Below are 21,855 nucleotides of genomic sequence, written 5' to 3' on the forward strand. Positions count from 1 at the left end.
TCACCGCGGGCCCGCGCGCGGCGCCACGCCCCCCCCCCCTACACAGGGCGCCGCCGCCGCCTCTGGCGCGCGCCCCGAGGGCTTTCGGCTTCGGTGGGCCCGCTACGCCGGCGGCGTCTCGCCCGCCATCAGCTCGTCCGCGTCGATGATCCGGTACGCGTACCCCTGCTCGGCCAGGAACCGCTGGCGGTGCGCCGCGAAGTCCTGGTCGATGGTGTCCCGCGCGACCACCGAGTAGAAGTGCGCCTGGTGGCCGTCGGCCTTCGGCCGCAGCACCCGGCCGAGGCGCTGCGCCTCCTCCTGGCGCGAGCCGAAGGTGCCCGAGACCTGGATCGCGACCGTCGCCTCGGGCAGGTCGATCGAGAAGTTCGCGACCTTCGAGACGACCAGCACGCTGATCTCGCCCTCACGGAACGCGTCGAAGAGCTTCTCGCGCTGCGCGTTCGACGTCTCGCCCTTGATGACCGGCGCGTTCAGATGCTCGCCGAGCTCGTCGAGCTGGTCGATGTACTGGCCGATGACGAGGGTCTGCTGCCCGGCGAACTTCTTCACCAGGGCCTCCGTCACCTTCCGCTTCGTCGCCGTCGTCGCGCAGAAGCGGTACTTCTCCTCCGGCTCCGCCGTCGCGTACGCGAGCCGCTCGGAGTCCGTGAGGTTGACCCGGACCTCGACGCAGTCGGCGGGCGCGATGTACCCCTGCGCCTCGATCTCCTTCCACGGCGCGTCGAAGCGCTTCGGGCCGATCAGCGAGAAGACGTCCGACTCGCGCCCGTCCTCCCGGACCAGGGTCGCCGTGAGCCCGAGCCGCCGCCGGGCCTGGAGGTCGGCGGTGAACTTGAAGACCGGCGCCGGCAGCAGGTGCACCTCGTCGTAGACGATCAGGCCCCAGTCGCGGGAGTCGAAGAGCTCCAGGTGCGGGTAGATGCCCTTCCGCTTGGTCGTCAGGACCTGGTACGTGGCGATGGTGACCGGCCGGATCTCCTTCTTCGTACCGGAGTACTCACCGATCTCGTCCTCGGTCAGCGAGGTCCGCTTCACCAGCTCGTGCTTCCACTGCCGGGCCGAGACGGTGTTCGTCACCAGGATCAGCGTGGTGGCCTGCGCCTGCGCCATCGCACCGGCGCCGACCAGCGTCTTTCCCGCGCCACAGGGCAGCACGACGACCCCGGAGCCGCCGTGCCAGAAGCCCTCGACGGCCTGCTTCTGGTACGGGCGCAGCGCCCAGCCGTCCTCGGCGAGGTCGATGGGGTGCGCCTCGCCGTCCACGTAGCCGGCCAGGTCCTCGGCGGGCCAGCCCAGCTTCAGGAGCGTCTGCTTGATCTGCCCGCGCTCGGAGGGGTGCACGGCGACGGTGTCCGGGTCGATCCGGTTGCCGACCAGCGGCTGGACCTTCTTGGAGCGGAGGATCTCCTCCAGGACGGGCCGGTCGGTGGTGGTGAGGACGAGGCCGTGAGTGGGGTGCTTGGAGAGCGTCAGCCGGCCGTAGCGGGCCATCGTCTCGGCGACGTCCACGAGGAGCGCATGCGGCACGGGGTAGCGGGAGAACTCGACCAGCGCGTCGACGACCTGCTCGGCGTCGTGCCCGGCGGCGCGGGCGTTCCACAGGCCGAGCGGGGTCACACGGTACGTGTGGATGTGCTCGGGCGCCCGCTCCAGCTCGGCGAAGGGCGCGATGGCACGACGACAGGCCTCGGCCTGCTCGTGGTCGACTTCCAGGAGCAGCGTCTTGTCGCTCTGGACGATGAGTGGTCCGTTCACGCCTGATCAGGTCCTTCCCGCCGTACCGCGCCCGGGGATTCCGCAGCGGCCAAACATCCAGTGTGCCTGAGGTCCGGCCACCGGTGCCGGGGAGCGGACCTCGGGCACAGCGCACCGGGCGGTCAGACCTGGTCGTCCGCCAGTTCGGCGACGCCCGTGATGCGGTGCAGGGGGTACGTGCGGACTTCGTCCGCCGTGTGGTCGTAGCCCGTCACGAAGCCGCCCTCCACCCGGACCGGGGCGATGACGCGCTGGCTCGCCGCGCCCTCCGCGTTCACGTAGCCGATCCAGACGGCGGAACCGGTCATCGCGGCGGCCTGGACCGTGGCCAGGGTCTCGGCCGGGGAGGTCCGGGGGAGTTCGCCGGCCACGGCGGGCGCGCCCTCGGGGCGCTCCTTGCGGACGGCCGTCGAGGCGAGGTCCCCGGCCCGGATCGCGCGGACCGCCGCGCCGAGCAGGGTCGCGTCCGGGGCGGGCGGGCCGTCCGGGACGGGAACGGGCGCGGTGCGGGCACCCGTGCGGTAGGCGTCGGCGCGGGTGATCAGGACGTCGCCCTCCGCGGACTCGGCGGCCGGGGCGTACCCCATCGACCGCAGGCCGTCGAGCAGCGCGGCCGGGTCCGTCTGCGAGGCGAGCACGGTCGGCGCGAGGCGGCGCAGCCGCAGCGACGCGGAGCGCTTGTCGGCCAGGATCTCGCCGAGGAGCGCGTCGTCGTCGCAGCGCACGTAGGCGGAGGCGGCGCCGACCCGCAGATGGCCGTGTTTCCGCGCCACGTCGTCGATGAGGTACGCGAGGGGCTGCGGAACGGGCGTGCGGGAGTGTGCCGTCAGGAAGTCGTGCAGGTCCGAGGCGGTGCGTCCGGCGTCGAGCGCGCGGCGCACCGAGCCGGGCGTGAACCGGTAGACCGTCGCGCCACCCTTCGATTCCACGTCCGCGAGCACGGAGAGCATGTGGGCGAGCGGCCGCTGGAGCGGCCCGGGGGCGACCGCGGTGAGGTCGGCCTGGAGGAGGACGTGGTCGACGGGTTCGGGCAGGAGCGGGGCGAGCAGGGTCGCCGCCCGGGAGGCGGCGAGGGACAGCTCGACGCCGTGGACGGCCACGGGCTCGGTCGCGGCCTCGGCGAGGGGCAGGTTGAGCAGCGCCCGGGCGGGCGAGGCGAGGGCCCCGCGGCCGGTGATCCCGAGCATCTCGGCCTCGGAGAGCGTCCACAGGGCGATCCGGGAGCGGAGGTCGGTGGGGGCGTGGGAGCCGGAGGAGGTGCCCGTGGCGGCACCTCGGCCGCCGGAGGCGCCCGTGCCGTACGTGGTGCCGGAGCCGCCGCTCGCGCCCCGTCCCGCTTCCGCGTCCCCGGCGGGGCCGTTACGGCCCGCGCCCCGCAGCGGTCGTTCCCACCGCAGTCGGGCCAGCAGCGTCTCCGGGTCCGCAGCCGAGCCCGGCGGGAGCGTGGCCTGCAGGGTCAGGACCCGCCGCCGGACCTCCGGCGCCGCGCCCCGGTCGAGGTCCGGGCCCAGCGTGGACAGCGCACGGCCCTTCGCGTCCTGGCCGCCGACCAGGCCGGAGGCGCGCGTCCCCACCAGCCAGGCCGTGACGAGCCCGGCCCAGCGCTCTGCCGCCGGCAGGTCGAGCCAGTCGTCGTACGCGGGCGTCGGCGCGTACCGCTCGTCCGCCTCGCCGTCCGAGGCGAGCAGCCCCGCCCCGTAACAGAGCTCCAGCCAGAACGCCGCGACCGGCTCCGATACGTCCAGCGCGCCGGCCGTCCGCTTGAGGTCCCGTACCGAAAGCCCGCCCGAGCGCAGAACGGCGGGACCGCCCTGGTCCCAGCCCTTCAACAGCTCCTCGACCGTCGCGAGCGCCGTGTACGCCTGACCGGCCGCCGCGCTGTCCACAACCTGGGGACGGTATTCGCGCAGGACGGACAGCTCCGGTGCATGCGGCTCCGGCGCTCGGTGGGCCCGCCCGCCCCGCAGATGCAGCGCGGCCTCGCGCGGCAGCACCACCGTGCGCGTCGAGGCGGGCAGCAGCAGACCGCGGTCGCGCAGCCAGCGCACCGGCGGGGCCGGGTTCGCCGTCACCTCTCCGTACGGCGGACCCCACACCAGCCGGTCGAGGACCGCCAGCGCATCCGGCGGCGCCGTGTCGAGCAGCGCGCCCATCCGGTCCCGGTCGGTGAACAGCTCCGTCAGCGCGGCCACCGCGGAGACCGGGTCGTGCGTCGCGGGCAGCCCGGCCGCCGCGATGATCTCCTGGATCCGGCCCGGCGACATCCCGGCCGTGGCCTCGGAGACGGTCGGGCCGAGACCGGTCGGGGACGGGTGCTGCGGGGAGGGCGCGAGCAGCTCGCGCGCGGTCCGCACCAGCCGCAGCCGGTCGTCGTCGCCCCAGACCAGGGCCTGTTCGCGCAGCACCCCCACCGCGCGCGGCAGCGCCGCCTCGATGTCCGGGTCGCCGTCGTCGCCGGAGAGCAGGGCGAGGAGGACGGAGTACGGGGCGGGGTCCGGGGCCACGGCCAGCGCCTCGGCGGTCTGCAGCGTGAACCGGTCGAGCCGTTCGAGCGCGCGGACGACGGAGCCGCGGGTGCCGGCCCGGGTGGCGAGCTGGGTCAGATCGTTCGGTACGGGGGAGAGCAGATCCGGGCGCGCCCGCAGCAACGCGGCAAGCCCCTCGTCGCCCCGCGCGCGCAGCGCCTCCGCAAGCGTGCGCGGCGCTGCGGCGGCGCCAGTTCCTCCGGGCACGTGCGCCTCCCGATCGAGCTCACCGATCCCCATCCGCCCCACGTTAGCCCCTGCGCGGGCGCTAACGTCGGGGCGTACCGGCTGTGGAGGGGCACTGTGGGGATCGAGAGCGACCAGTTGGTCTTCGACTATCTGAGCCGGGTCGGCGATCTGGCGCAGCAGCGGCAGCTTCCGTCGAGCACGAGGATGCGGCTCGTGTCGACGCTGCGGAGCGAGATCGACCGTCGGCGCGCCACGTACGGCCAGGAGAGTCCGACCGCGATCCGCGGCATCCTCCAAGAGCTGGGCACGCCGGACGAGGTGGTGGACGGGGCGGCGGGGAACGCTCCGGCACCGAAGCTGCCGGAGCAGCAGAGCGGACGGTCACGGAAGAAGAGCGAGGCGCCGAAGCCCGTACCGGGCGCGGCGCCTCCCCATCTGGCGGGCATGGACGAGGTCGGGACGGCGGACACCGAACCGGACTGGTGGCGCCTGGGCGACGACACACCGGAGCCGCGGCCGGGGGACGACCTGGTGCCGGGGTTCAGGGGCGGGGTGGAGATCCCGGAGCTGCTGAAGCCGCCGGTGGAGGACGAGGAGGAGCCGGAGGAGCCGGTGGAGCCGAGGCGCGGCTGGCGCCGCGTGCTGCGCCGCGCGCCCGTGGAGGCGGAGGGGGGCACCGAAGAGGCCGTACCGGCCCGCCGCTTCCGCCTGGGCAGCCCCCTCCTGCTCCTGGCCGCACTCCTCCTGATCGGCGGGGCCGTCTTCGGCTCCCTGATCCCCCTGGCCCTGGGCTGGCTCCTCGCCTACGCCTCCCGTCGCCTCTCCCGCGCCGAGATCCAATGGGCCGTCGTCATCCTCCCGGCCCTGGCGGCCACGACGGGCGCGGTCTGGCTCTGGGGCCGAGTGGCGGGCCGCTGGGGCGCCCCGGTCGCACGCGGAGGCGAGGCGATGGGCGCGGCGATCTCGGAAACGTGGCCGTGGACCCTGAAGGGCGCGGCACTCGCCTCGGCTCTGTTCCTCCTGTGGCGATCCCGGAGGGGCTGAGGGCAGATCAGGGGCGGGACGGGTTCATGACGGCCGCGAAGGGGGTCGAAGCGTCGGCCTCCACGGTGAACAGGTCGTACCTGCGGTACTCCCTCTGGGTCTCGGCGTCGTCGATGAGGCCCTTGCCCTTGAACGTGGAGATGGTGGCGTCCCAGTTGGAATCGCCTGTACCCAGTCCCCACCACGCGGTCACATAGCGGGGCTTTCGCGTCACATTGATCAGGTTGTTGTTGTAGTGCACCGGTGCGTGGTGGATTCGGAACTCGCCGCCGCACTCCTCTGGGGAGCAGTAGAGGATCGACTCCTCGTCCCACGAATACTGCGCCGCGCGGAAGGTGTCCAGATCGATCCGCCCGCGGTCCATTCGCATGACGAGGGCGGTCATGTCAGCGTCGATCACGTCGAACTTCGCCGACCTGGGAATCTGGACGATCTTGTCCTCGCTGTACTCCTCACCCGGTTCGAACCAATAGCCGGGCCCCACGAACGGGCCCACGCCGAGAGCGGTCCACCCGATGGAGCCGACGTGAAGCGATACGTCACCGTCCCCGCTCTCCAGTGCCTTCCTGCGGTCTCTCAGTTCCGTGCTCTTCTCGACGTACTCTCCGGTGCGCCCGTAGACCGACCAGTCGTCGCCGAGGATGTACACGGCAACGGACCCGGTGTTCTTCAGGTGAAACGTGACCGGCAGGTGGACCACCTGCCGTTCGAGGTCCGCACGCGGCACCCCGAACTTCACGTGCAACGCCAGGTTCGCCGGCGCGGCGGTGGGCTGGTACAGAGACGAGTAGGCGATGTTCACGGCGGCCAGGAGCACTGTCGCCATCACCCCGGCGGCGATCTTCGTCGGGTGCGGTGTACCCCGCCACACCTTCGCCCGGATGGCCACCGACAGTGCCCACAGGGACCAGACGAAGAGCGGGAAGACGGCCAGCATGTAGGGCGTGTCCCGCATGTAGGGCGTGTATTCCGCCTCCTGGGACCACAGGACGACCAGCATGGTGGTGGCGGTCAGCGCGATGAGGACGCCGATGAGGACGATCGCCCCGGAGATCTTCAGGCCCCGCTTCCCCCAGTAGTCGAAAACCGCCACGGCCGCCGCGACCTCGGCCACGCCCCCGAGCATGAACACGAACCCCGTGATCCGCCCCGCGAACGTCAGCGCCTCGAAGGCGTCCGGGATGCCGATGCTGGTCAGCAGGGCCCAACAGCCCACCAATCCAGCCACCAGCAACACGATCGTCGCGCGTCTGCGCCGGGTGTGGTCGGGCCAGGTGTCGCTGCCGGCCCCTTGCCAGCACACGGAGGACCGGTCCTCCAGATCCAGGTCCTTCGGGTAGCCGTGGCGGCGGAGAATGCGCCGCAGTTCCTGCGGAGACCAGGCGCTGCCCACCGTCTCGGCGCCGATGCGCACCTCGCGCAGACCCCGGCTGTCGGGCGGAAGCACCGTGACCTTGGTCCGGCTTCTCATACGCCCAGCGTCGTGCCGGATGGAGCCACCCGCAGTCGGTGAGGCTCCATTGGAGTGCCGGCCTAGCCCCGCACCCCCGCCACGTCCGCTCCCCATGGCGCCCCAGGAACCACCAGCGGTGACCCCGTCACCGGGTCCGGGACGACGACCGATTGCAGGCCGAAGACGTCGTGGACCAGGTCCGCCGTCACCACGTCGCCCGGCGGGCCCTCCGCCACCACGCGGCCCGCCTTCATCGCGACCAGGTGGTCGGCGTACCGCGCCGCCTGGTTCAGGTCGTGGAGGACCAGGACGACCGTCCGGCCCCGCGCCACGTTCAGGCGGCGGACCAGGTCCAGGACCTCCACCTGGTGGGCGATGTCCAGATACGTCGTCGGCTCGTCCAACAGCAGCAGGTCCGTCTCCTGCGCGAGCGCCATCGCGATCCAGACCCGCTGCCGCTGACCGCCCGACAGCTCGTCCACCGACCGCTCGGCCAGCTCGGCGACGTCCGTCGATGCCATGGCCTCGACGACCGCCCGCTCGTCCGCCTCCGACCACTGCTTCCACCACGCCTGGTGCGGCTGACGCCCGCGCGACACCAGGTCCGCCACCGTGATCGCCTCCGGCGCGACGGGGGTCTGCGGCAGCAGGCCGATCGACTGCGCGATCCGCTTCGTCGGCAGCTTCGCCAGCGACTCCCCGTCGAGCAGCACCGCGCCGCCCGCCGGCTTGAGCAGCCGCCCGAGCGCCCGCAGCGTCGTCGACTTCCCGCAGGCGTTCGGGCCGACGATCACGGTCACCTTGCCGTCCGGGACGGCGAGGTCCAAGTCCTTCACGACCGTACGGTCCTCGTACGCGAGCGTCAGCTCGCGCGCGGTCAGCCGACTCACGACTTTCCTCCCACGCTTCGGCTCCGGACGATGAGCCAGATCAGATACGGGGCGCCGACCGCCGCCGTCAGGACACCCACCGGCAGCTCGGTCGGCGAGAACAGCCGCCGGCCCAGCAGATCCGCGAGCACCGCGACGAACGCGCCCGTCAGCGCCGAGGACAACAGCGGGATCTGCGCCGTACGCGTCATCCGCCGGGCGATCTGCGGTGCCAGCAGCGCCACGAAGTCGACCGGACCGGCCACCCCCGTGGCCACCGACGCGAGCACGACGCCGACGAACACGAGCCCCAGCCGGACCCGCCCGAGCGAGACCCCCAGCGCCGTCGCCGTGTCGTCGTCCAACGACACCGTGCGCTGGGCCCGCGCCGCCCACAGGATCGCCGGCAACAGCACGAGCAGCGTCCAGCGGATCGGGGCCGCCTCGTCCCAGCCCCGCCCGTTGAGCGAGCCGGTCATCCAGATCTGCGCCTGCTGGGCTACGAGATAGTCGCCCTTGGTCATGAACAGGGTGATCAGCGAGCGCAGCGCGATCGCGAACCCGATGCCGATGAGCACGAACCGCGTCGCGTGCAGCCCGCCGCGCCAGGCGAAGACGTACACGAGCGCGGCGGCCGCGATGCCGCCGACGATCGAGAGGTACGGCAGGACGGTGTACGAGGTGAGGCCGAAGGTCATCGCGCCGACCGTCAGCGCCCCCGCGCCCTGGCTGATGCCGATGATGTCGGGGCTGGCGAGCGGGTTGCGGGCGACGGTCTGGATGAGGGCGCCGGCGATCCCGAACGCGGCGCCGACCATCAGACCGACCGCGAGCCGCGGCATCCGCAGCTCTCCGACGACGAACGTGGACCGGGATTCCTGCCCGAAGACCACCTTCAGGACCTCGGCCGGTGCCACGGACTTCTCGCCGACACAGAGGTACGCGACGCAGACCGCCGCGAGGAGCGCCACCAGGCCCAGCGCCACGAGCGCGGAGCGCCGGTGGAGCAGGAACGATCCGGCCCCGGCGCGCACCACCCCGTAGCCGGCAGGGCGCACAGACGTCGTCGTCATGCCGGCACCGCCTTGCGGCGCACCAGCGTCACCAGGAACGGCACCCCGATGAGCGCCGTCATCACACCAGCCGGCACCTCGCCCGGCGGGAAGAGCACCCGCCCGATCACGTCCGACACCAGCAGCATCACAGGCCCCACGAGCGCCGCCATCGGCAGCACCCAGCGGTGGTCGCCGCCCACGATCGCGCGGGCGATGTGCGGGACCGCGAGGCCGACGAAGGCGATCGGACCGGCCGCCGCCACCCCCGCGCCGGTCAGCACGGTCGCCCCGACGCCGCCCACCATCCGTACCGTCGCGACGCGCTGCCCGAGCCCCTTCGCCACGTCCTCGCCCAGCGCCAGCGCGTCCAGGCCACGGGCCACCGAGACCACGAGCACCGCGCCGACCAGCAGGAACGGCCAGATCTGGCCGACGACCTCGGCGTCCCGGCCGTCCAGCGAGCCGATCTGCCAGAACCGGAACTCGTCCAGCGCCGACGCCCTGGTCGTCAGGATCCCGGTCGTCACGGACAGCAGCAGCGCGTTGATCGCGGCGCCGCCGAGCGCCAGCTTCACCGGGGTCGCCCCGCCGCGCCCGCTGGAGGCGATCGCGTACACCGCGACCGAGGCGAGGGCCGCGCCCGCGAAGGCGAACCACACGTACCCCGTCAGCGTGTGCACCCCGGCGAAGGCGATCGCGAAGACCACGCCCACCGAGGCGCCCTGGCTGATGCCGAGGATGCCGGGGTCGGCGATCGGGTTGCGGGTGATGCCCTGCAGCGCCGTACCGGCCAGGGCCAGCGCGGCGCCGACCATCAGCCCGATCAGGGTCCTGGGCACCCGCATCTGCCGTACGACCTCGGCGTCGTCGCTCGTCCCGCCGTGCAGCAGCGCGTCGAGGACCGTGGACGGGGCGATGGGCCGGGCGCCCACGGCGAGGCTCAGCAGGATCGCGAGGAGGAGGGCGATGACGGCGGCGACGATGGCGAAGGCGCGTCTGGAACGGAATGCGGCTGTCATCGAGGCCCATCGGGAGGTGCGGGTGTCACGTCGCCTTCGGCGAGGCGACTTCGGTAAGGCTTGGCTCAGTCTAAGCAGCGGCCCTCATCGAACACCCGGGCACAATGTCACCCATGACTCTCTCGCGGCTTCCGCTGACCGTCGGCTTCGACCTGGACATGACGCTGATCGACTCGCGCCCCGGCATCAAGGCCACGTACGAGGCCTTCTCCGCCCAGGTCGGCGTCCCGATCGACGCCGACCTGGCCGTCTCCCGGCTCGGCCCGCCGCTGGAGCACGAGCTGGCGCACTGGTTCCCGGAGGCGGAGATCGAGGAGCGGGTCGCCCAGTACCGCGCGCTCTACCCGACGTACGCGATCGAGCCGTCGCCGGCGATGGTCGGCGCGCGGGATGCGATTCAAGCCGTTCGTGAGGCGGGCGGCCGGGCGATCGTCGTCACCGCGAAGAACGAGCCGCACGCCAAGCTGCACCTCACCCACCTCGGCATCGACCCCGACGCCGTCATCGGCGGCCTGTGGGCCGAGGGCAAGGCGGAGGCGCTGCGCGAGCACTCCGCGGGCGTGTACGTCGGCGACCACACCGGAGACGTGCGCGGCGCCGCGACCGCGGGCGCCGTGTCGGTGGCCGTGGCGACCGGACCGTGCGACGAGGCGGAGCTGCGGGCCGCCGGCGCGGACGTCGTGCTGCCCGACCTGACAGAGTTCCGTGCCTGGTGGGAGGCGTACTGCGGCTAGTTGCCGCCGGCGGCGGCGAGCTTCGCCTGGCGACGCTGCGCCGCGATCGAGCGCAGCACACCGGCGCCCGCGACGAGGAATCCGACGCCCATCAGCATGCACACGGCGTACGCGACCGGCGGGAACGGGTCGGTGCCCAGGAACAGCGGAGCGACCGTGACCAGCGTGGCCACCGCGCCGATGATGAAGACGATCGCACCGGCCCGGACGAGACCGTCACCCGGCGCGGAGTCGTCCGACGGGGCGGAAGGGGTTTCACTACGCATTCGGCCAGGGTAGTTCCCAGGCCGGAGGAACAAACCGGCGACGTCTTGTCACCAGCCCGAAGCCCATTAGCCTTGGTGCCCGGGGGTCCCCCTGCTCGAGCGGAGGCGAGAGCTCGGGGGAGGGTCGGGCGCCCGCTGTAGTTGGTCCCCAGAGCCGGAATCCCGGCGCATCCATCGAGTACGAGGACAAGGACAGACGTGCCTACCGGCAAGGTCAAATGGTTCAACAGTGAGAAGGGCTTCGGCTTTCTCTCCCGGGACGACGGCGGCGACGTGTTCGTCCACTCGTCGGTGCTCCCTGCCGGAGTCGACGCCCTCAAGCCGGGGCAGCGCGTGGAGTTCGGGGTGGTCGCGGGACAGCGCGGCGACCAGGCGCTGTCGGTGACGGTCCTCGACCCGACGCCCTCCGTCGCCGCGGCGCAGCGCCGTAAGCCCGACGAACTGGCGTCCATCGTGCAGGATCTGACGACGCTCCTGGAGAACATCACACCGTCGCTCGAACGGGGCCGCTACCCCGACAAGGCGCAGGGCGCCAAGATCGCGGGCCTGCTGCGGGCGGTCGCGGACCAGCTCGACGTCTGATCCGTCCGATCCACCGCGTTACGGGAACGCCAGTGCGTCCGGGCCGAGGGGCGGTACCAGCCCCTCGGCCGCGGCGCGCGTGAGCAGCCCGCGGACCGCCGCGTAGCCGGCCTCTCCGAGGTCGGCCGTGAACTCGTTGACGTAGAGACCGATGTGCTGGTCGGCGACCTTGGGGTCCATCTCCTGCGCGTGCTCGAGCACGTACGGGCGCGAGGCGGCCGGGTCGTCCCAGGCCATCCGTACGGACGTACGGGCCGCGTCGGCGAGGCGCAGCAGCATGTCCGGGCCGAGCGAGCGCCGGGCGACGATCGCGCCCAGCGGGATCGGCAGGCCGGTGGTGTCCTCCCAGTGCGCGCCCATGTCGGCCAGCGCGTGCAGGCCGTAGTTCTGATAGGTGAACCGGGCCTCGTGGATGACGAGCCCCGCGTCGACCTTCCCGTCGCGCACGGCGGGCATGATCTCGTGGAACGGCATCACGACGACGTTCCCCACTCCTCCCGGGACGACGTCGGCGGCCCAGAGCCGGAAGAGCAGGTACGCGGTCGAGCGCTCGCTCGGTACCGCGACCGTCTTCCCCGTGAGGTCCACCCCCGGCTCCCGCGTCAGCACCAGGGGGCCACAGCCGCGGCCCAGCGCGCCGCCGCAGGGCAGCAGCGCGTACTCGTCGAGGATCCAGGGCAGCACCGCGTACGAGACCTTCAGGACGTCGTAGGCGGTGTCGACGCTCTCGGCCCAGCCGTTGGTGAGGTCGATGTCGGCGAACGTCACGTCGAGGCGCGGGGCGCCGGGGACGCGGCCGTGGGCCCAGGCGTCGAAGACGAAGGTGTCGTTCGGGCAGGGCGAGTACGCGATCTTGAGCTTGGGCGTCATGGGGCGGGCTCCACGAAGACGGAGGTGCTGAGCAGCTGGAACGTGTGCCGCAGCGAGTCCAGGGCCTCGCCGATGCGCCAGGCGGCGCGGTCGCGGGGGCCGACGGCGTTGGAGACGGCGCGGATCTCGACCACGGGCAGGCCGTACGCGGCAGCGGCCTCGGCCACGCCGAACCCCTCCATCGCCTCGGCGGCGGCGCGCGGGTGACGCCGTGCCAGCTCGTCGGCGCGCTCGGCGGTGCCGGTGACGGTGGAGACGGTGAGCACGGGTGCGACGGTGTGGGGCCGGGCGCCCTGGGCGAGCGCGGCGGAGATCCGCCGGGTGAGGGTGCCGCCCACGGCGTGCGAGGACCGTCCGAAGCCGAGCTCCTCGACGGTCAGATAGCCGTCGGGGGTCTGCGCGCCGAGGTCGGCGGAGACGATGGCGTCGGAGACGACGACGGAGCCGAGGGGCGCGAGCGGCTGGAACCCACCGGCGATGCCGGCCGAGACCACGAGGTCGTAGGGCGCATGCGGGGCGGCGGCGGGGTCGTGGGCGGCGGCCGGGGTGTGCGTGCCTTGGGCCGAGGCGGCGGCTGGGGCGTGCGTGGCTTGGGCCGGGGCGGCGGCCGCGTGTGCGAGGGCCGTGGCGGTGGCCGCGGCCGCCGAGGCGGGGCCGACGCCGCCGACGAGCACGTCGACCACTGCGGCTTGCCCCGCGGGTCCCGTATCCGCGTGGCGGCGCAGCACGAAGCCGCCGGGCAGCGGGAACTCGCCCGAGCCCGGCCCGCCGAACGTGATGCCCCGGGCGACGGAGTCCGCCTCCGCCGCCACGGCCGTCACGATCAGGATCCGGAGGGCCACCGGAGGATCAGGCGTCCTTCTTCAGCTGGAAGTGCCAGATGCCGGTCAGCTTCTTGCCGTCGTTCTCGACGATGGTGACCTGCGTCGAGTCGGAGGCCTCGCCGGTCTGGGTGGAGAAGAAGGCGCTGGCCGGGATGGTCCGGTACGTCTTCTTGTACGGCTCCGGCTCGGCGTTCTGGCCGCCGAGGAAGATCGTCCAGCCGTTCTCGGCGATCGAGGGGTCGACACCGAAGCGGATCTTGTCGTCCGCGGAGACCGTGATGGTCTTCTCGGCCTTCTTGTTGAGGCACTGCTGGATCTGCGACTCCTTGATGGCGTCGCCGTCGTTGTAGCAGGCGGCCTCGGAGTGGATCGACTCGGTCCCGACCGTCAGGGTCGCGAGCGGAGTCGGCTTGTCGCAGGCGGAGAGTACGAGGAGCCCGGCGGAGACGGCCCCGAGGGCGACGGCGGCCCGGCGGCGCGAGCCGGTGAAGAACGCAACGGTCATGGCCCGAAGGCTATCGGGCGCACCGGACTCCGCCACGCGGGGGTGCGGCGCGCCGCGTTTTCGGTACGACCACGCGCCCGCCGGTGCCCGCCCCGCCCCGGCGGGACGGTCTCCCGGGCGGGGTGGGGCGGGGGCTCACGTCACCTCCGCCTTCTTGCCGTCCGGGGTGCGCGCCGCCGTCAGGAGGCCGCGGACCGCCAGGAGCGCGCCCAGGCCCAGGATGGCCGCGGCCACCCACATGCCCACCTGGCCGCTCAGGGGGAGCGAGATGCCGATCCCGCCACCCACCACCCACGACATCTGCAGCAGCGTCTCCGAGCGGGCGAACGCCGACGTGCGGACCACCTCCGGCACGTCCCGTTGGATCAGCGCGTCCAGCGACAGCTTCGACAGCGCCTGTGTCAGGCCCGCCACCGCTCCCAGCACCGCCACCATCGCCCCGCTGAAGAACACCGCGGCGAGGACCGCCGCCCCGCACACGGTCAGGATCATCGTGGCGATGATCACTTCCGGCGCGTGGCCGCGCTCCTTCAGGAGCGAGCCCACCGCCGTCCCGCATGCGTTCCCCACGCCCGCCGCCACCGCCACCATCGCCAGCGACACCGCCGCGCTCTGCCCCGACAGCGGATGCTCGCGCAGCAGGAACGCCAGGAAGAAGATCAGGAACCCCGACAGCATCCGCTGCGCCGCGTTCGCCTGCAGCCCGTGCAGCACCGACGGCCCCACCGTCCGCAGGCTCGGCTTCTTCTCGCCGTGCGTCAGCAGGTGCGCCCGCCGCTCGCCCTTCGCCGAGTCGACCTTGTGCGGCATCCGGAACGCCCAGTACCCGCCCAGCAGGAACAGCGCACACGCCCCGTACAGCGGCCATGCCGGCCCGATCTGCTGCAGCCCCGCCCCGATCGGCGCGGCGATGCCGGTGGCCAGCAGGCCCGCGAGGGTGACCCGGGAGTTCGCCTTGACCAGGGAGAAGCCGTGCGGCAGCAGACGCGGCACGACGGCGCTGCGCACCACCCCGTACGCCTTCGACGCCACCAGCACGCCCAGAGCCGCCGGATACAGCTCCAGGCCGCCCGTGGACACCGCCGCCGACATGGTGATCGCCAGCACCGCCCGGGTCAGCATCGCTCCGGCCATCGCGGCGCGGCGGCCGTGCGGGATTCGGTCCAGGAGCGGGCCGATCACGGGGGCGAGGAGAGTGAACGGGAGCATCGTGATCGCCAGGTAGAGCGCGACCCGGCCGCGTGCCTCGTCGGTCGGTACGGAGAAGAAGACCGTGGAGGCGAGCGCGATGGTGATCATGACGTCGCCGGCGCCGTTCACGGCGTGCAGCTCGATCAGCTTTCCCAGACCCGACTCGCCCGCGCCGTGCGCGTGCGTCGCCTTTCGAATCCCCTTCGCCGTACCGGTGAACGGCAGGTGAAGGGCGCGCCCGACCGCCCGGCCCGCTCGGCTGAGCGGCCCGGCATGATCGTGGGATCGTGCGGACGACCGTGCGGCTGCCACTCCGTCATAGTGCCCCACGCCCGTCCCGTACGAACCGTTGGCGCGGCCCTGCGACCCTCCTCGACCCCGCACGGATGTGGTCGGGGCGTCCGCGATACGGGTCACTTGGGGCGGGCAGGTGGGCGGCGGGCGGCAGAGGGGGTAGCGTGCGTAGCGCGCCACCGGCGGAAGTTCTCGGCCGCGCGCCTCTTCGGCATCCCGCAGAATGGATGACGATAGGTGTGCCCGAGACACGCGAGACATGTCGGGTGCGGACGTCGATGCGGCCCTCTGGTCCGCTCCGCCCGCCGCCCGTAGCTTTCGCTCCCGCTCCTCGGCCCGGCGCACCCGTGAGACGGCGTAGGAGAGAAGCGAGACCTGTGAGTGCTGCGACGACGCGAAGCCGTACTGCGCGTACCCCGCGTACCCCCGACCGCCTGTGCGCCGAGGCGGTAGACCTGGCGCGGGCGGCCGCCGAGGAGGCGGCCGCACCCGGCATCGTCGGGGCGCACGTGGAGGCCGTCGCCGAGGGCGACCGGGTGGTCACGCACTTCTTCGAGTGCAAGGAGCCCGGTTACCGCGGCTGGCGCTGGGCCGTGACGGTCACGCGCGCCTCCCGGGCGAAGAACGTCACCCTCGACGAGACCGTTCTGCTGCCCGGCTCCGACGCGCTCCTCGCCCCCGAGTGGGTGCCGTGGAGCGAGCGGCTGCGGCCGGGCGACATGGGGCCGGGGGACCTGCTGCCGACGGAGCAGGACGACCTGCGGCTGGAGCCCGGGTACACCGGGGAGGACGCGCCGCCGCCGAACTCCGCGGTCTCGGAGGAGATGGCGGACCATCTCGACGTCGAGGACGCCGAGATCGTCTCCCGCACCCCGTCCCGGGGCGCGATCGCCTCGGTCGCCGAGGAGCTCGGGATGCGGCGGGCGCGGGTGCTGTCGCGGTACGGGCTGCATGTGGCGGCGGACCGGTGGGACGAGTCGTTCGGGGCGAAGACACCGATGGCGCAGGCCGCGCCGGCGTCGTGCGAGTCCTGCGCGTTCCTGGTGCCGCTGGCGGGCTCGCTGAAGCAGGCGTTCGGTGTCTGCGCGAACGAGTTCTCCCCGGCGGACGGGCGTGTCGTGTCGCTCGCCTACGGCTGCGGCGGGCACTCGGAGGCGGCGGTCATGCCGAAGCCGCCGCGGCCGGCGCCGCCGGTGCTGGACTCGATGGGCGCGGACGAGTTCCCGCTGCGACCGGCGAAGGACTCGGGCTCGACGACGGAACCGGACGACACCTCGGAAGACCTGGGCCACTCGTAGCGGGGACGCCGGCGCCCACTCGGGGGCAGGGCCCGGCCCCACGCCCCCCGGCGAATGCGGCCGCTCGGTGCGGGTAGCCGGGATGGCGGGGGCGGGGGCCCCTTGGCGTTTGTGGACTCGCAGGTCGCGGTACCTTCGGGCCCCGGCACAATCCCGCCCGCAGAGTGGAGTCAGACGTGAGCGTCAGCGTCAGGACGTCGACCGACGGAGCCGACCCCTTCGGTACCGCCCGGCTGCGGAGAGGCGTGCTCGATGCCTGGGGTGCCGGGCCCGCCCGGTTCCGGGAGGACGCCAACGCCGAGGAGGACCTCGCCCTCGGCGGCTACCGCGACCGCCTCGTCGTCGAGCTCGCCCAGAACGCCGCCGACGCCGCCCGCCGCGCCGGGGTGACGGGAAGGCTCCGGCTCACCCTGCACGCGGCAGGCCCCGACGCCCCCGCCGTCCTCGCCGCCGCCAACACCGGCGCCCCGCTGGACGCCACCGGCGTCGAGTCGCTGTCCACGCTGCGCGCCTCCGCGAAGCGGGGCGAGCAGGACACGGCCGCCGTCGGCCGCTTCGGCGTCGGCTTCGCCGCCGTCCTCGCCGTCTCCGACGAGCCCGCCGTCCTCGGCCGCCACGGCGGTGTCCGCTGGTCCCTCGCCGAGGCCCGCGAGCTGGCCGCCGAGGTCGCCCGGCACAGCCCCGGCCTCGGGGACGAACTGCGCCGCCGCGACGGCCACGTCCCGCTGCTGCGCCTCCCGCTGCCCGCCGAGGGCACCGCCCCCGACGGCTACGACACCGTGGTCGTGCTCCCGCTGCGCGACTCCGCCGCCGTCGACCTCGCCGAGCGGCTCCTCGACTCCATCGACGACGCCCTGCTCCTCACCCTCCCCGGCCTCGCCGAGATCGTGGTCGACACCTCGGAGGGCGTGCGGACGCTCCGCCGCTCCGAGCAGGACGGCTACGTCCACATCGCCGACTCCGCCACCGGGACCCACCGCTGGCGGACCGTCAGCCACGGCGGCCCCCTCGACCCCGCGCTCCTCAAGGGCCGGCCGGTCGAGGAGCGGCTTCGCCCCCACTGGTCGGTGACCTGGGCCGTCCCCGTCGACGGCGAGGGCGCGCCGCTGCACCCCCGTACCGCCCCCGTCGTCCACGCCCCGACCCCCACCGACGAACCGCTCGGGCTGCCCGCCCTCCTCATCGCCTCGCTGCCGCTCGACACCGCCCGCCGCCACCCCGCGCCCGGGCCGCTCACCGACTTCCTGGTCGAGCGGTCGGCCGACGCGTACGCCGAACTCCTCGCGGACTGGCAGCCGGTGACGGTCGCCACGATCGACCTGGTGCCCGGTCTGCTCGGCAAGGGCGTCCTGGACGGGGCGCTGCGCGCCGCGATCCTGGAGCGGCTGCCGCGGGTGGCCTTCCTGGCCCCCGAGGCGCCGTCCGAGGACGTGCCCGCGCTGCGGCCCGTGGAGGCGGAGGTGGTGGAGGGCGCGGGCGCCGACACCGTCGCCGCCCTGGCCGAGGTCTTCCCGGCCCTGCTGCCCGCGGGGCTGGAACGGCGGCCCGAGCTGCGCACGCTGGGGATCGGACGGGTGCCGCTGACGGAGGCGATCGACCGGCTGGCCGGGGTGGACCGGGCGCCGTCGTGGTGGTGGCAGCTGTACGACTCGCTGGCCGGGGTGGACCCGGACCGGCTGACGGGCCTGCCGGTCCCGCTGGCGGGCGCGGACGCGGAACGTCCGTACGACGAAGCTCCCGACGAGGACCGCGAGGACCGCGAGGACCGCGAGGAGCAGCCCGGCTCCCGGATCCGGACCACCATCGGCCCCCGGCACGTCCTGCTGCCCCAGGACCACACCCCCGCCGACCTGACCCGGCTCGGCCTCAAGGTCGCCCACCCGGACGCCGCCCACCCCCTCCTGGAGAAGCTGGGCGCCCTGCCCGCCACGCCCCGCGCCGTGCTGACGACTCCACAGGTCAGGGCGGCGGTCGCCGGTTCCCTGGACGCGGGGGAGATCTGGGACGAGGACGGGGACAGCCTGGACGCCGACGAGCTCGCCGAGACAGTCCTCGCGCTCGTCCGGGACGCGGAGCTGGAGCCCGGCGACGAGCCGTGGCTCGGCGCCCTCGCCCTGCCCGACGAGGACGGCGAGCTCGCGCCCGCCGGCGAGCTGGTCCTGCCCGGCAGCGCCTTCGCCGCGGTGATGCGCGAGGACGAGCTGGCGCTCTGCGACGCCGAGCTGGCCGAGCGGTGGGGCGAGCAGCCGCTCGCCGCCTGCGGGGTGCTCGCCAACTTCGCCCTGGTCCGAGCCACCGACCTCGTCCTCGACCCGGACGAACTGGAGCCCCGCGAAAGCGACTTCGCCGAGTCCGACGACGCCGGGCTCCTCGACGCGGTCGACGTGTGGTGCGAGGACGTCCTCGACCGGCTGCCGGAGGCGCCGGTGCCGCCGGTGGCGACCGAGATCGTCGCCGTGCGGGACCTGGACCTCGTCGACGACGACGCCTGGCCGCAGGCGCTCGCCCTGCTGGCGCAGCCGCCGCTGCGGGACGCCCTCACCCAGCCCGTGCGGGTCCTGATGCCGGACGGGACGACCGAGACCGTACGGTCGTACACCGCCTGGTGGCTCCGCGACCACCCGGTCCTCGACGGCCGCCGCCCGGCCGGTCTGCGGGCGGCCGGCACGGACCCGCTGCTCATCGGCCTGTACGACTCCGCGGACGCGACCGGCTTCGAGGACGAGCAGGTCCTGCGGGCCCTGGGCGTACGCACCTCGGTCACCGCGCTCCTCGACGAGCCGGGCGGCGCGGCCGAGCTCCTGGCGCGGCTCGCCTCCCCGGAGCGCGAGGTGACCGGCGCCCAGCTGCATGCGCTGTACACCGCGCTCGCCGACCTGGACCCCGAGCAGGTCACCCTCCCCGACGAGCTGCGCGCGGTCGTGGACGGGGAACTGCTGGTGGTCGACGCCTCGGAGGCGCTGGTCGCGGACGCGCCCGACCTGCTCCCGCTGGCCGGCGGGCTGCCCCTGCTGCCGGTCTCCCCTTCGCGGGCGGCCGATCTGGCGGAGCTGTTCCAGGTCCGGCGGCTGAGCGAGTCCGTGGAGGCCGAGGTCACCACGGTCGGCGAGGAGCACGACGTACCGCCTTCGGTGCACGCCCTCCTCGGGCCGGCGACCCCGGACTCGTACGTCGAGCACGAGGAGCTGCGCGCCGCGGGCGTCGAACTCGACTGGCGCCGCACCCCCGACGGCACGATCCACGCCGCCACCCTGGAGGGCGTCGCGGCCGGCCTGGCCTGGGCGGCCGGCCAGTGGCCCCGCCGCTTCGAGGTCGCGGCCCTGCTGGAGGACCCGTCGAGGACGGCGGAACTGGCCAGGGACCGGTGGTTCGACTAGCCGGACACCCCTGGGCCATCAGCGGCGGCGGTGGCGGCCGGGCGCTTGCGCTGCTCCCTCCGCCGGGGGCCGCCCTATGGGGGACGTGCGCCGGGACCAGCGGTTCATTCCGTGAGATAGCGGTCATATCGGTCTACATTTCCGATCCATGACGCAGCAGAAGGCCGGCCTTCTGGGCGGCGCTCCTCCCGAGGAGGGCCCGGACCCGGCCACCTCCGACCCGGCCGTTCCCCATCAGCAGGAAGACCTCGCCGGCGGCCGAGGTGCGGCGGCGCTCGCCCTGGACAGGGCGGCGCGGCGCGCCGACGCCTGGGCCGCGACCTGGACCACCGGAAAGTCGCTCGCGGCGATCGGGACGGTCTGGGTCCTGACCCGAATCCTCATGGTGTACCTGCTGGTCCAGGACGACATCGGCGTCAGCAACGTCTCCTCCGAGGTGGCGTTCCTCTACCCGCGGTGGTCCCAGCAGCTGGCCGACGGCTCCTTCCCGGTCGGCGACGTCACCTGGCAGTACCCTCCGGGTGCCGGACTGCTCTTCCTCTCCCCGTCGCTGCTGCCCTTCCTCGACTACTTCGCCGCGTTCCTCGTGCTCACGCTCGTCGCCGACGCCGTGGTGCTGGTGGCCCTGGCCCGACCCGGCCGCAGGCACGCCGGGGCCTGGCTGTGGACCGCCGGGCTGCCCATGCTCCTGAACCTGCCGCACGGGCGGTTCGACATCCAGGTGACGGCCCTCGCCGTCCTCGCGCTGCTCGCCGGCCGTCGCCGCCCGCGCCTCGGCGGGGCGCTCGCCGCGTTCGGCGCCCTGGTCAAGGTGTGGCCGCTGCTCACCCTGGTGGGCACGGAGCGGGGCCGTACCACCAAGGACGCCTGGATCTCCGCCGCCGCGGCCGCGGCGGCGCTGCTGACCGTCCTCGCCGTCGCCTTCCGGCACAGTTTCGACTTCCTGCAGCAGCAGGGCGCCCGGGGTGTCCAGATCGAGTCGCTGGGCGGCACGGTGCTGTCGCTGATGCGGGCTTCGGGGATGCCGATCTGGGTCGAAACGCGCTACGGAGCGCTGGAGTTCGCCGGTGAGCAGGTGGCGACGGTGGCGCAGCTGTCGCTGATGACGACGGCCGCCGCGTTCGGCTGGCTGATGTTCTGGCGGGGCCGGGCCTCGCGGTGGACGGAGGCGACACCGTTCGACGCGGCGCTCACCGCGATCCTGCTCTTCACGGTCACCAGCCGGGTGATCAGCCCGCAGTACATGGTCTGGCTGCTGGGCCTGGCGGCGGTCTGCCTCACCTCCCGGCTCACCACTCAGCGCCCGGTGGCGTGGGTCCTGCTCGCCGCGACCGCCGTGACGGCGTTCGCATACCCGCTCCACTATCTGGAGGTCATGCACGGCTCGGCCCTGGGCAACACCCTGATGGTCGCCCGCAACGGCCTCCTGCTCGCGGCGGCGGTCCTCTCCTGCCGCCGCCTGTGGACGGCGACGGCCAAGGACCCCGCCTAGGACGGGGGTGGTCGAGGGACCCGTCGCCGTGGCTACACTGCCGGGCATGGCATGCCGCATCAGCGAACTGATCATCGACTGCGCCGATCCCGAACGGCTCGCCGCGTTCTGGAGCGAGGTCCTCGGCTACGTCGAACTCGGCCGGGAGGACGACGGATCCATCGAGATCGGGCCGCCCGGCACAGGCTCCGGCGGCCCGCAGCCCACCCTCGTCCTCAGCCCCAGCAGCGACCCGCGGACCGGGAAGCTCCGACTGCACATCGACGTCAACCCCACCGACCGCGACCAGGACGCCGAACTGGAGCGGCTGCTCGCCCTCGGCGCCAGGCCCGCCGACGTCGGCCAGACCGGCGAGGAGAGCTGGCACACCCTGGCCGACCCGGAAGGCAACGAGTTCTGCCTCCTGCACACCCGTCTCCAGCCCCTCTGACCACCCACGTTCCGGCGTCCCCGGGGCCCGTACACTCCTCGCACCATCATGATCCGGCCGGGGGGCCGGGCGCAGCCCTA

The 21,855-nt window shown here is 73.5% G+C and carries 18 protein-coding genes; 7 read left to right on the forward strand and 11 right to left on the reverse strand.

What is annotated here, in order from left to right; translation table 11 throughout:
- Positions 1–102 precede the first annotated feature (102 nt).
- Positions 103–1,758 (reverse strand): DNA repair helicase XPB, encoded by a 1,656-nt coding sequence (locus ACFVZW_RS17460; protein ID WP_384522095.1) that lies wholly within the window; start codon positions 1,756–1,758, stop codon positions 103–105.
- A 122-nt stretch (positions 1,759–1,880) separates the two neighbouring features.
- Positions 1,881–4,523 (reverse strand): helicase-associated domain-containing protein, encoded by a 2,643-nt coding sequence (locus ACFVZW_RS17465; protein WP_384522097.1) that lies wholly within the window; start codon positions 4,521–4,523, stop codon positions 1,881–1,883.
- Positions 4,524–4,586: 63 nt separating this feature from the next.
- On the opposite strand from ACFVZW_RS17465, the gene ACFVZW_RS17470 reads away from it, so the two are divergent.
- The gene (locus ACFVZW_RS17470) at positions 4,587–5,516 is read left to right on the forward strand and encodes a hypothetical protein (RefSeq protein WP_384522099.1); all 930 of its coding nucleotides are present in this window, start codon (positions 4,587–4,589) and stop codon (positions 5,514–5,516) included.
- A 7-nt stretch (positions 5,517–5,523) separates the two neighbouring features.
- On the opposite strand, the gene ACFVZW_RS17475 is transcribed toward ACFVZW_RS17470, so the two are convergent.
- From ACFVZW_RS17475 to ACFVZW_RS17490, 4 genes are all read right to left on the reverse strand, one after another.
- On the reverse strand, positions 5,524–6,987 hold the full coding sequence (locus tag ACFVZW_RS17475; protein WP_384522101.1) for a hypothetical protein: 1,464 nt from the start codon (positions 6,985–6,987) through the stop codon (positions 5,524–5,526).
- A gap of 62 nt (positions 6,988–7,049) precedes the next feature.
- A complete protein-coding gene (locus ACFVZW_RS17480) occupies positions 7,050–7,859 on the reverse strand; it encodes an ABC transporter ATP-binding protein (protein WP_384522103.1) in 810 nt (269 codons plus the stop codon).
- Positions 7,856–8,911, reverse strand: a complete 1,056-nt coding sequence (locus tag ACFVZW_RS17485; RefSeq protein WP_384522105.1) for a FecCD family ABC transporter permease — start codon at positions 8,909–8,911, stop codon at positions 7,856–7,858. The genes ACFVZW_RS17480 and ACFVZW_RS17485 overlap by 4 nt, the downstream gene beginning before the upstream one ends.
- On the reverse strand, positions 8,908–9,912 hold the full coding sequence (locus ACFVZW_RS17490) for a FecCD family ABC transporter permease (RefSeq protein WP_384522107.1): 1,005 nt from the start codon (positions 9,910–9,912) through the stop codon (positions 8,908–8,910). Before ACFVZW_RS17490 ends, ACFVZW_RS17485 begins: the two co-directional genes overlap by 4 nt.
- A gap of 104 nt (positions 9,913–10,016) precedes the next feature.
- Here ACFVZW_RS17490 and ACFVZW_RS17495 point away from each other — a divergent pair, with 104 nt between their 5' ends.
- Positions 10,017–10,646, forward strand: a complete 630-nt coding sequence (locus ACFVZW_RS17495) for an HAD family hydrolase (protein WP_384522109.1) — start codon at positions 10,017–10,019, stop codon at positions 10,644–10,646.
- Here ACFVZW_RS17495 and ACFVZW_RS17500 read toward each other — a convergent pair.
- Positions 10,643–10,912, reverse strand: a complete 270-nt coding sequence (locus tag ACFVZW_RS17500; RefSeq protein ID WP_384522111.1) for a hypothetical protein — start codon at positions 10,910–10,912, stop codon at positions 10,643–10,645. The two genes, ACFVZW_RS17495 and ACFVZW_RS17500, sit on opposite strands and share 4 nt — an antisense overlap.
- Positions 10,913–11,110: 198 nt before the next feature.
- Between ACFVZW_RS17500 and ACFVZW_RS17505 the strand changes: the two genes are divergently transcribed.
- Positions 11,111–11,494, forward strand: coding sequence for a cold-shock protein (locus tag ACFVZW_RS17505; RefSeq protein WP_384522113.1), 384 nt, complete (start codon positions 11,111–11,113; stop codon positions 11,492–11,494).
- Positions 11,495–11,512: 18 nt separating this feature from the next.
- Here ACFVZW_RS17505 and ACFVZW_RS17510 read toward each other — a convergent pair whose 3' ends face one another.
- The 4 genes from ACFVZW_RS17510 to ACFVZW_RS17525 all read right to left on the reverse strand — a co-directional run bounded on the left by ACFVZW_RS17510 (position 11,513) and on the right by ACFVZW_RS17525 (position 15,196).
- Complete coding sequence (locus ACFVZW_RS17510) at positions 11,513–12,364, reverse strand: 1,4-dihydroxy-6-naphthoate synthase (RefSeq protein WP_384522115.1); 852 nt, start codon at positions 12,362–12,364, stop codon at positions 11,513–11,515.
- Complete coding sequence (locus tag ACFVZW_RS17515) at positions 12,361–13,206, reverse strand: futalosine hydrolase (RefSeq protein WP_384522117.1); 846 nt, start codon at positions 13,204–13,206, stop codon at positions 12,361–12,363. The genes ACFVZW_RS17510 and ACFVZW_RS17515 overlap by 4 nt, the downstream gene beginning before the upstream one ends.
- A gap of 7 nt (positions 13,207–13,213) precedes the next feature.
- Positions 13,214–13,693 carry a DUF2771 domain-containing protein gene (locus ACFVZW_RS17520; protein WP_383548391.1) on the reverse strand — a complete coding sequence of 160 codons (480 nt, stop codon included), beginning with the start codon at positions 13,691–13,693 and terminating at the stop codon, positions 13,214–13,216.
- A 135-nt stretch (positions 13,694–13,828) separates the two neighbouring features.
- Positions 13,829–15,196: an MFS transporter gene (locus tag ACFVZW_RS17525; RefSeq protein ID WP_384522119.1), complete on the reverse strand. Its 1,368-nt coding sequence runs from the start codon at positions 15,194–15,196 to the stop codon at positions 13,829–13,831.
- A gap of 359 nt (positions 15,197–15,555) precedes the next feature.
- Between ACFVZW_RS17525 and ACFVZW_RS17530 the strand changes: the two genes are divergently transcribed.
- The 4 genes from ACFVZW_RS17530 to ACFVZW_RS17545 all read left to right on the forward strand — a co-directional run bounded on the left by ACFVZW_RS17530 (position 15,556) and on the right by ACFVZW_RS17545 (position 21,775).
- Positions 15,556–16,476: a DUF3027 domain-containing protein gene (locus ACFVZW_RS17530; protein WP_384522121.1), complete on the forward strand. Its 921-nt coding sequence runs from the start codon at positions 15,556–15,558 to the stop codon at positions 16,474–16,476.
- Positions 16,477–16,640: 164 nt separating this feature from the next.
- Entirely contained in the window at positions 16,641–19,853 is a 3,213-nt protein-coding gene (locus ACFVZW_RS17535; protein WP_384522123.1) for a sacsin N-terminal ATP-binding-like domain-containing protein, read from the forward strand.
- Between the two features lie 148 nt (positions 19,854–20,001).
- The gene (locus ACFVZW_RS17540; protein WP_384522125.1) at positions 20,002–21,345 is read left to right on the forward strand and encodes a glycosyltransferase 87 family protein; all 1,344 of its coding nucleotides are present in this window, start codon (positions 20,002–20,004) and stop codon (positions 21,343–21,345) included.
- 46 nt (positions 21,346–21,391) lie between these two features.
- Entirely contained in the window at positions 21,392–21,775 is a 384-nt protein-coding gene (locus ACFVZW_RS17545) for a VOC family protein (protein WP_384522127.1), read from the forward strand.
- Positions 21,776–21,855: the final 80 nt, after the last annotated feature.

The organism is Streptomyces sp. NPDC059567 (assembly GCF_042735655.1).
Lineage (GTDB): Bacteria > Actinomycetota > Actinomycetes > Streptomycetales > Streptomycetaceae > Streptomyces.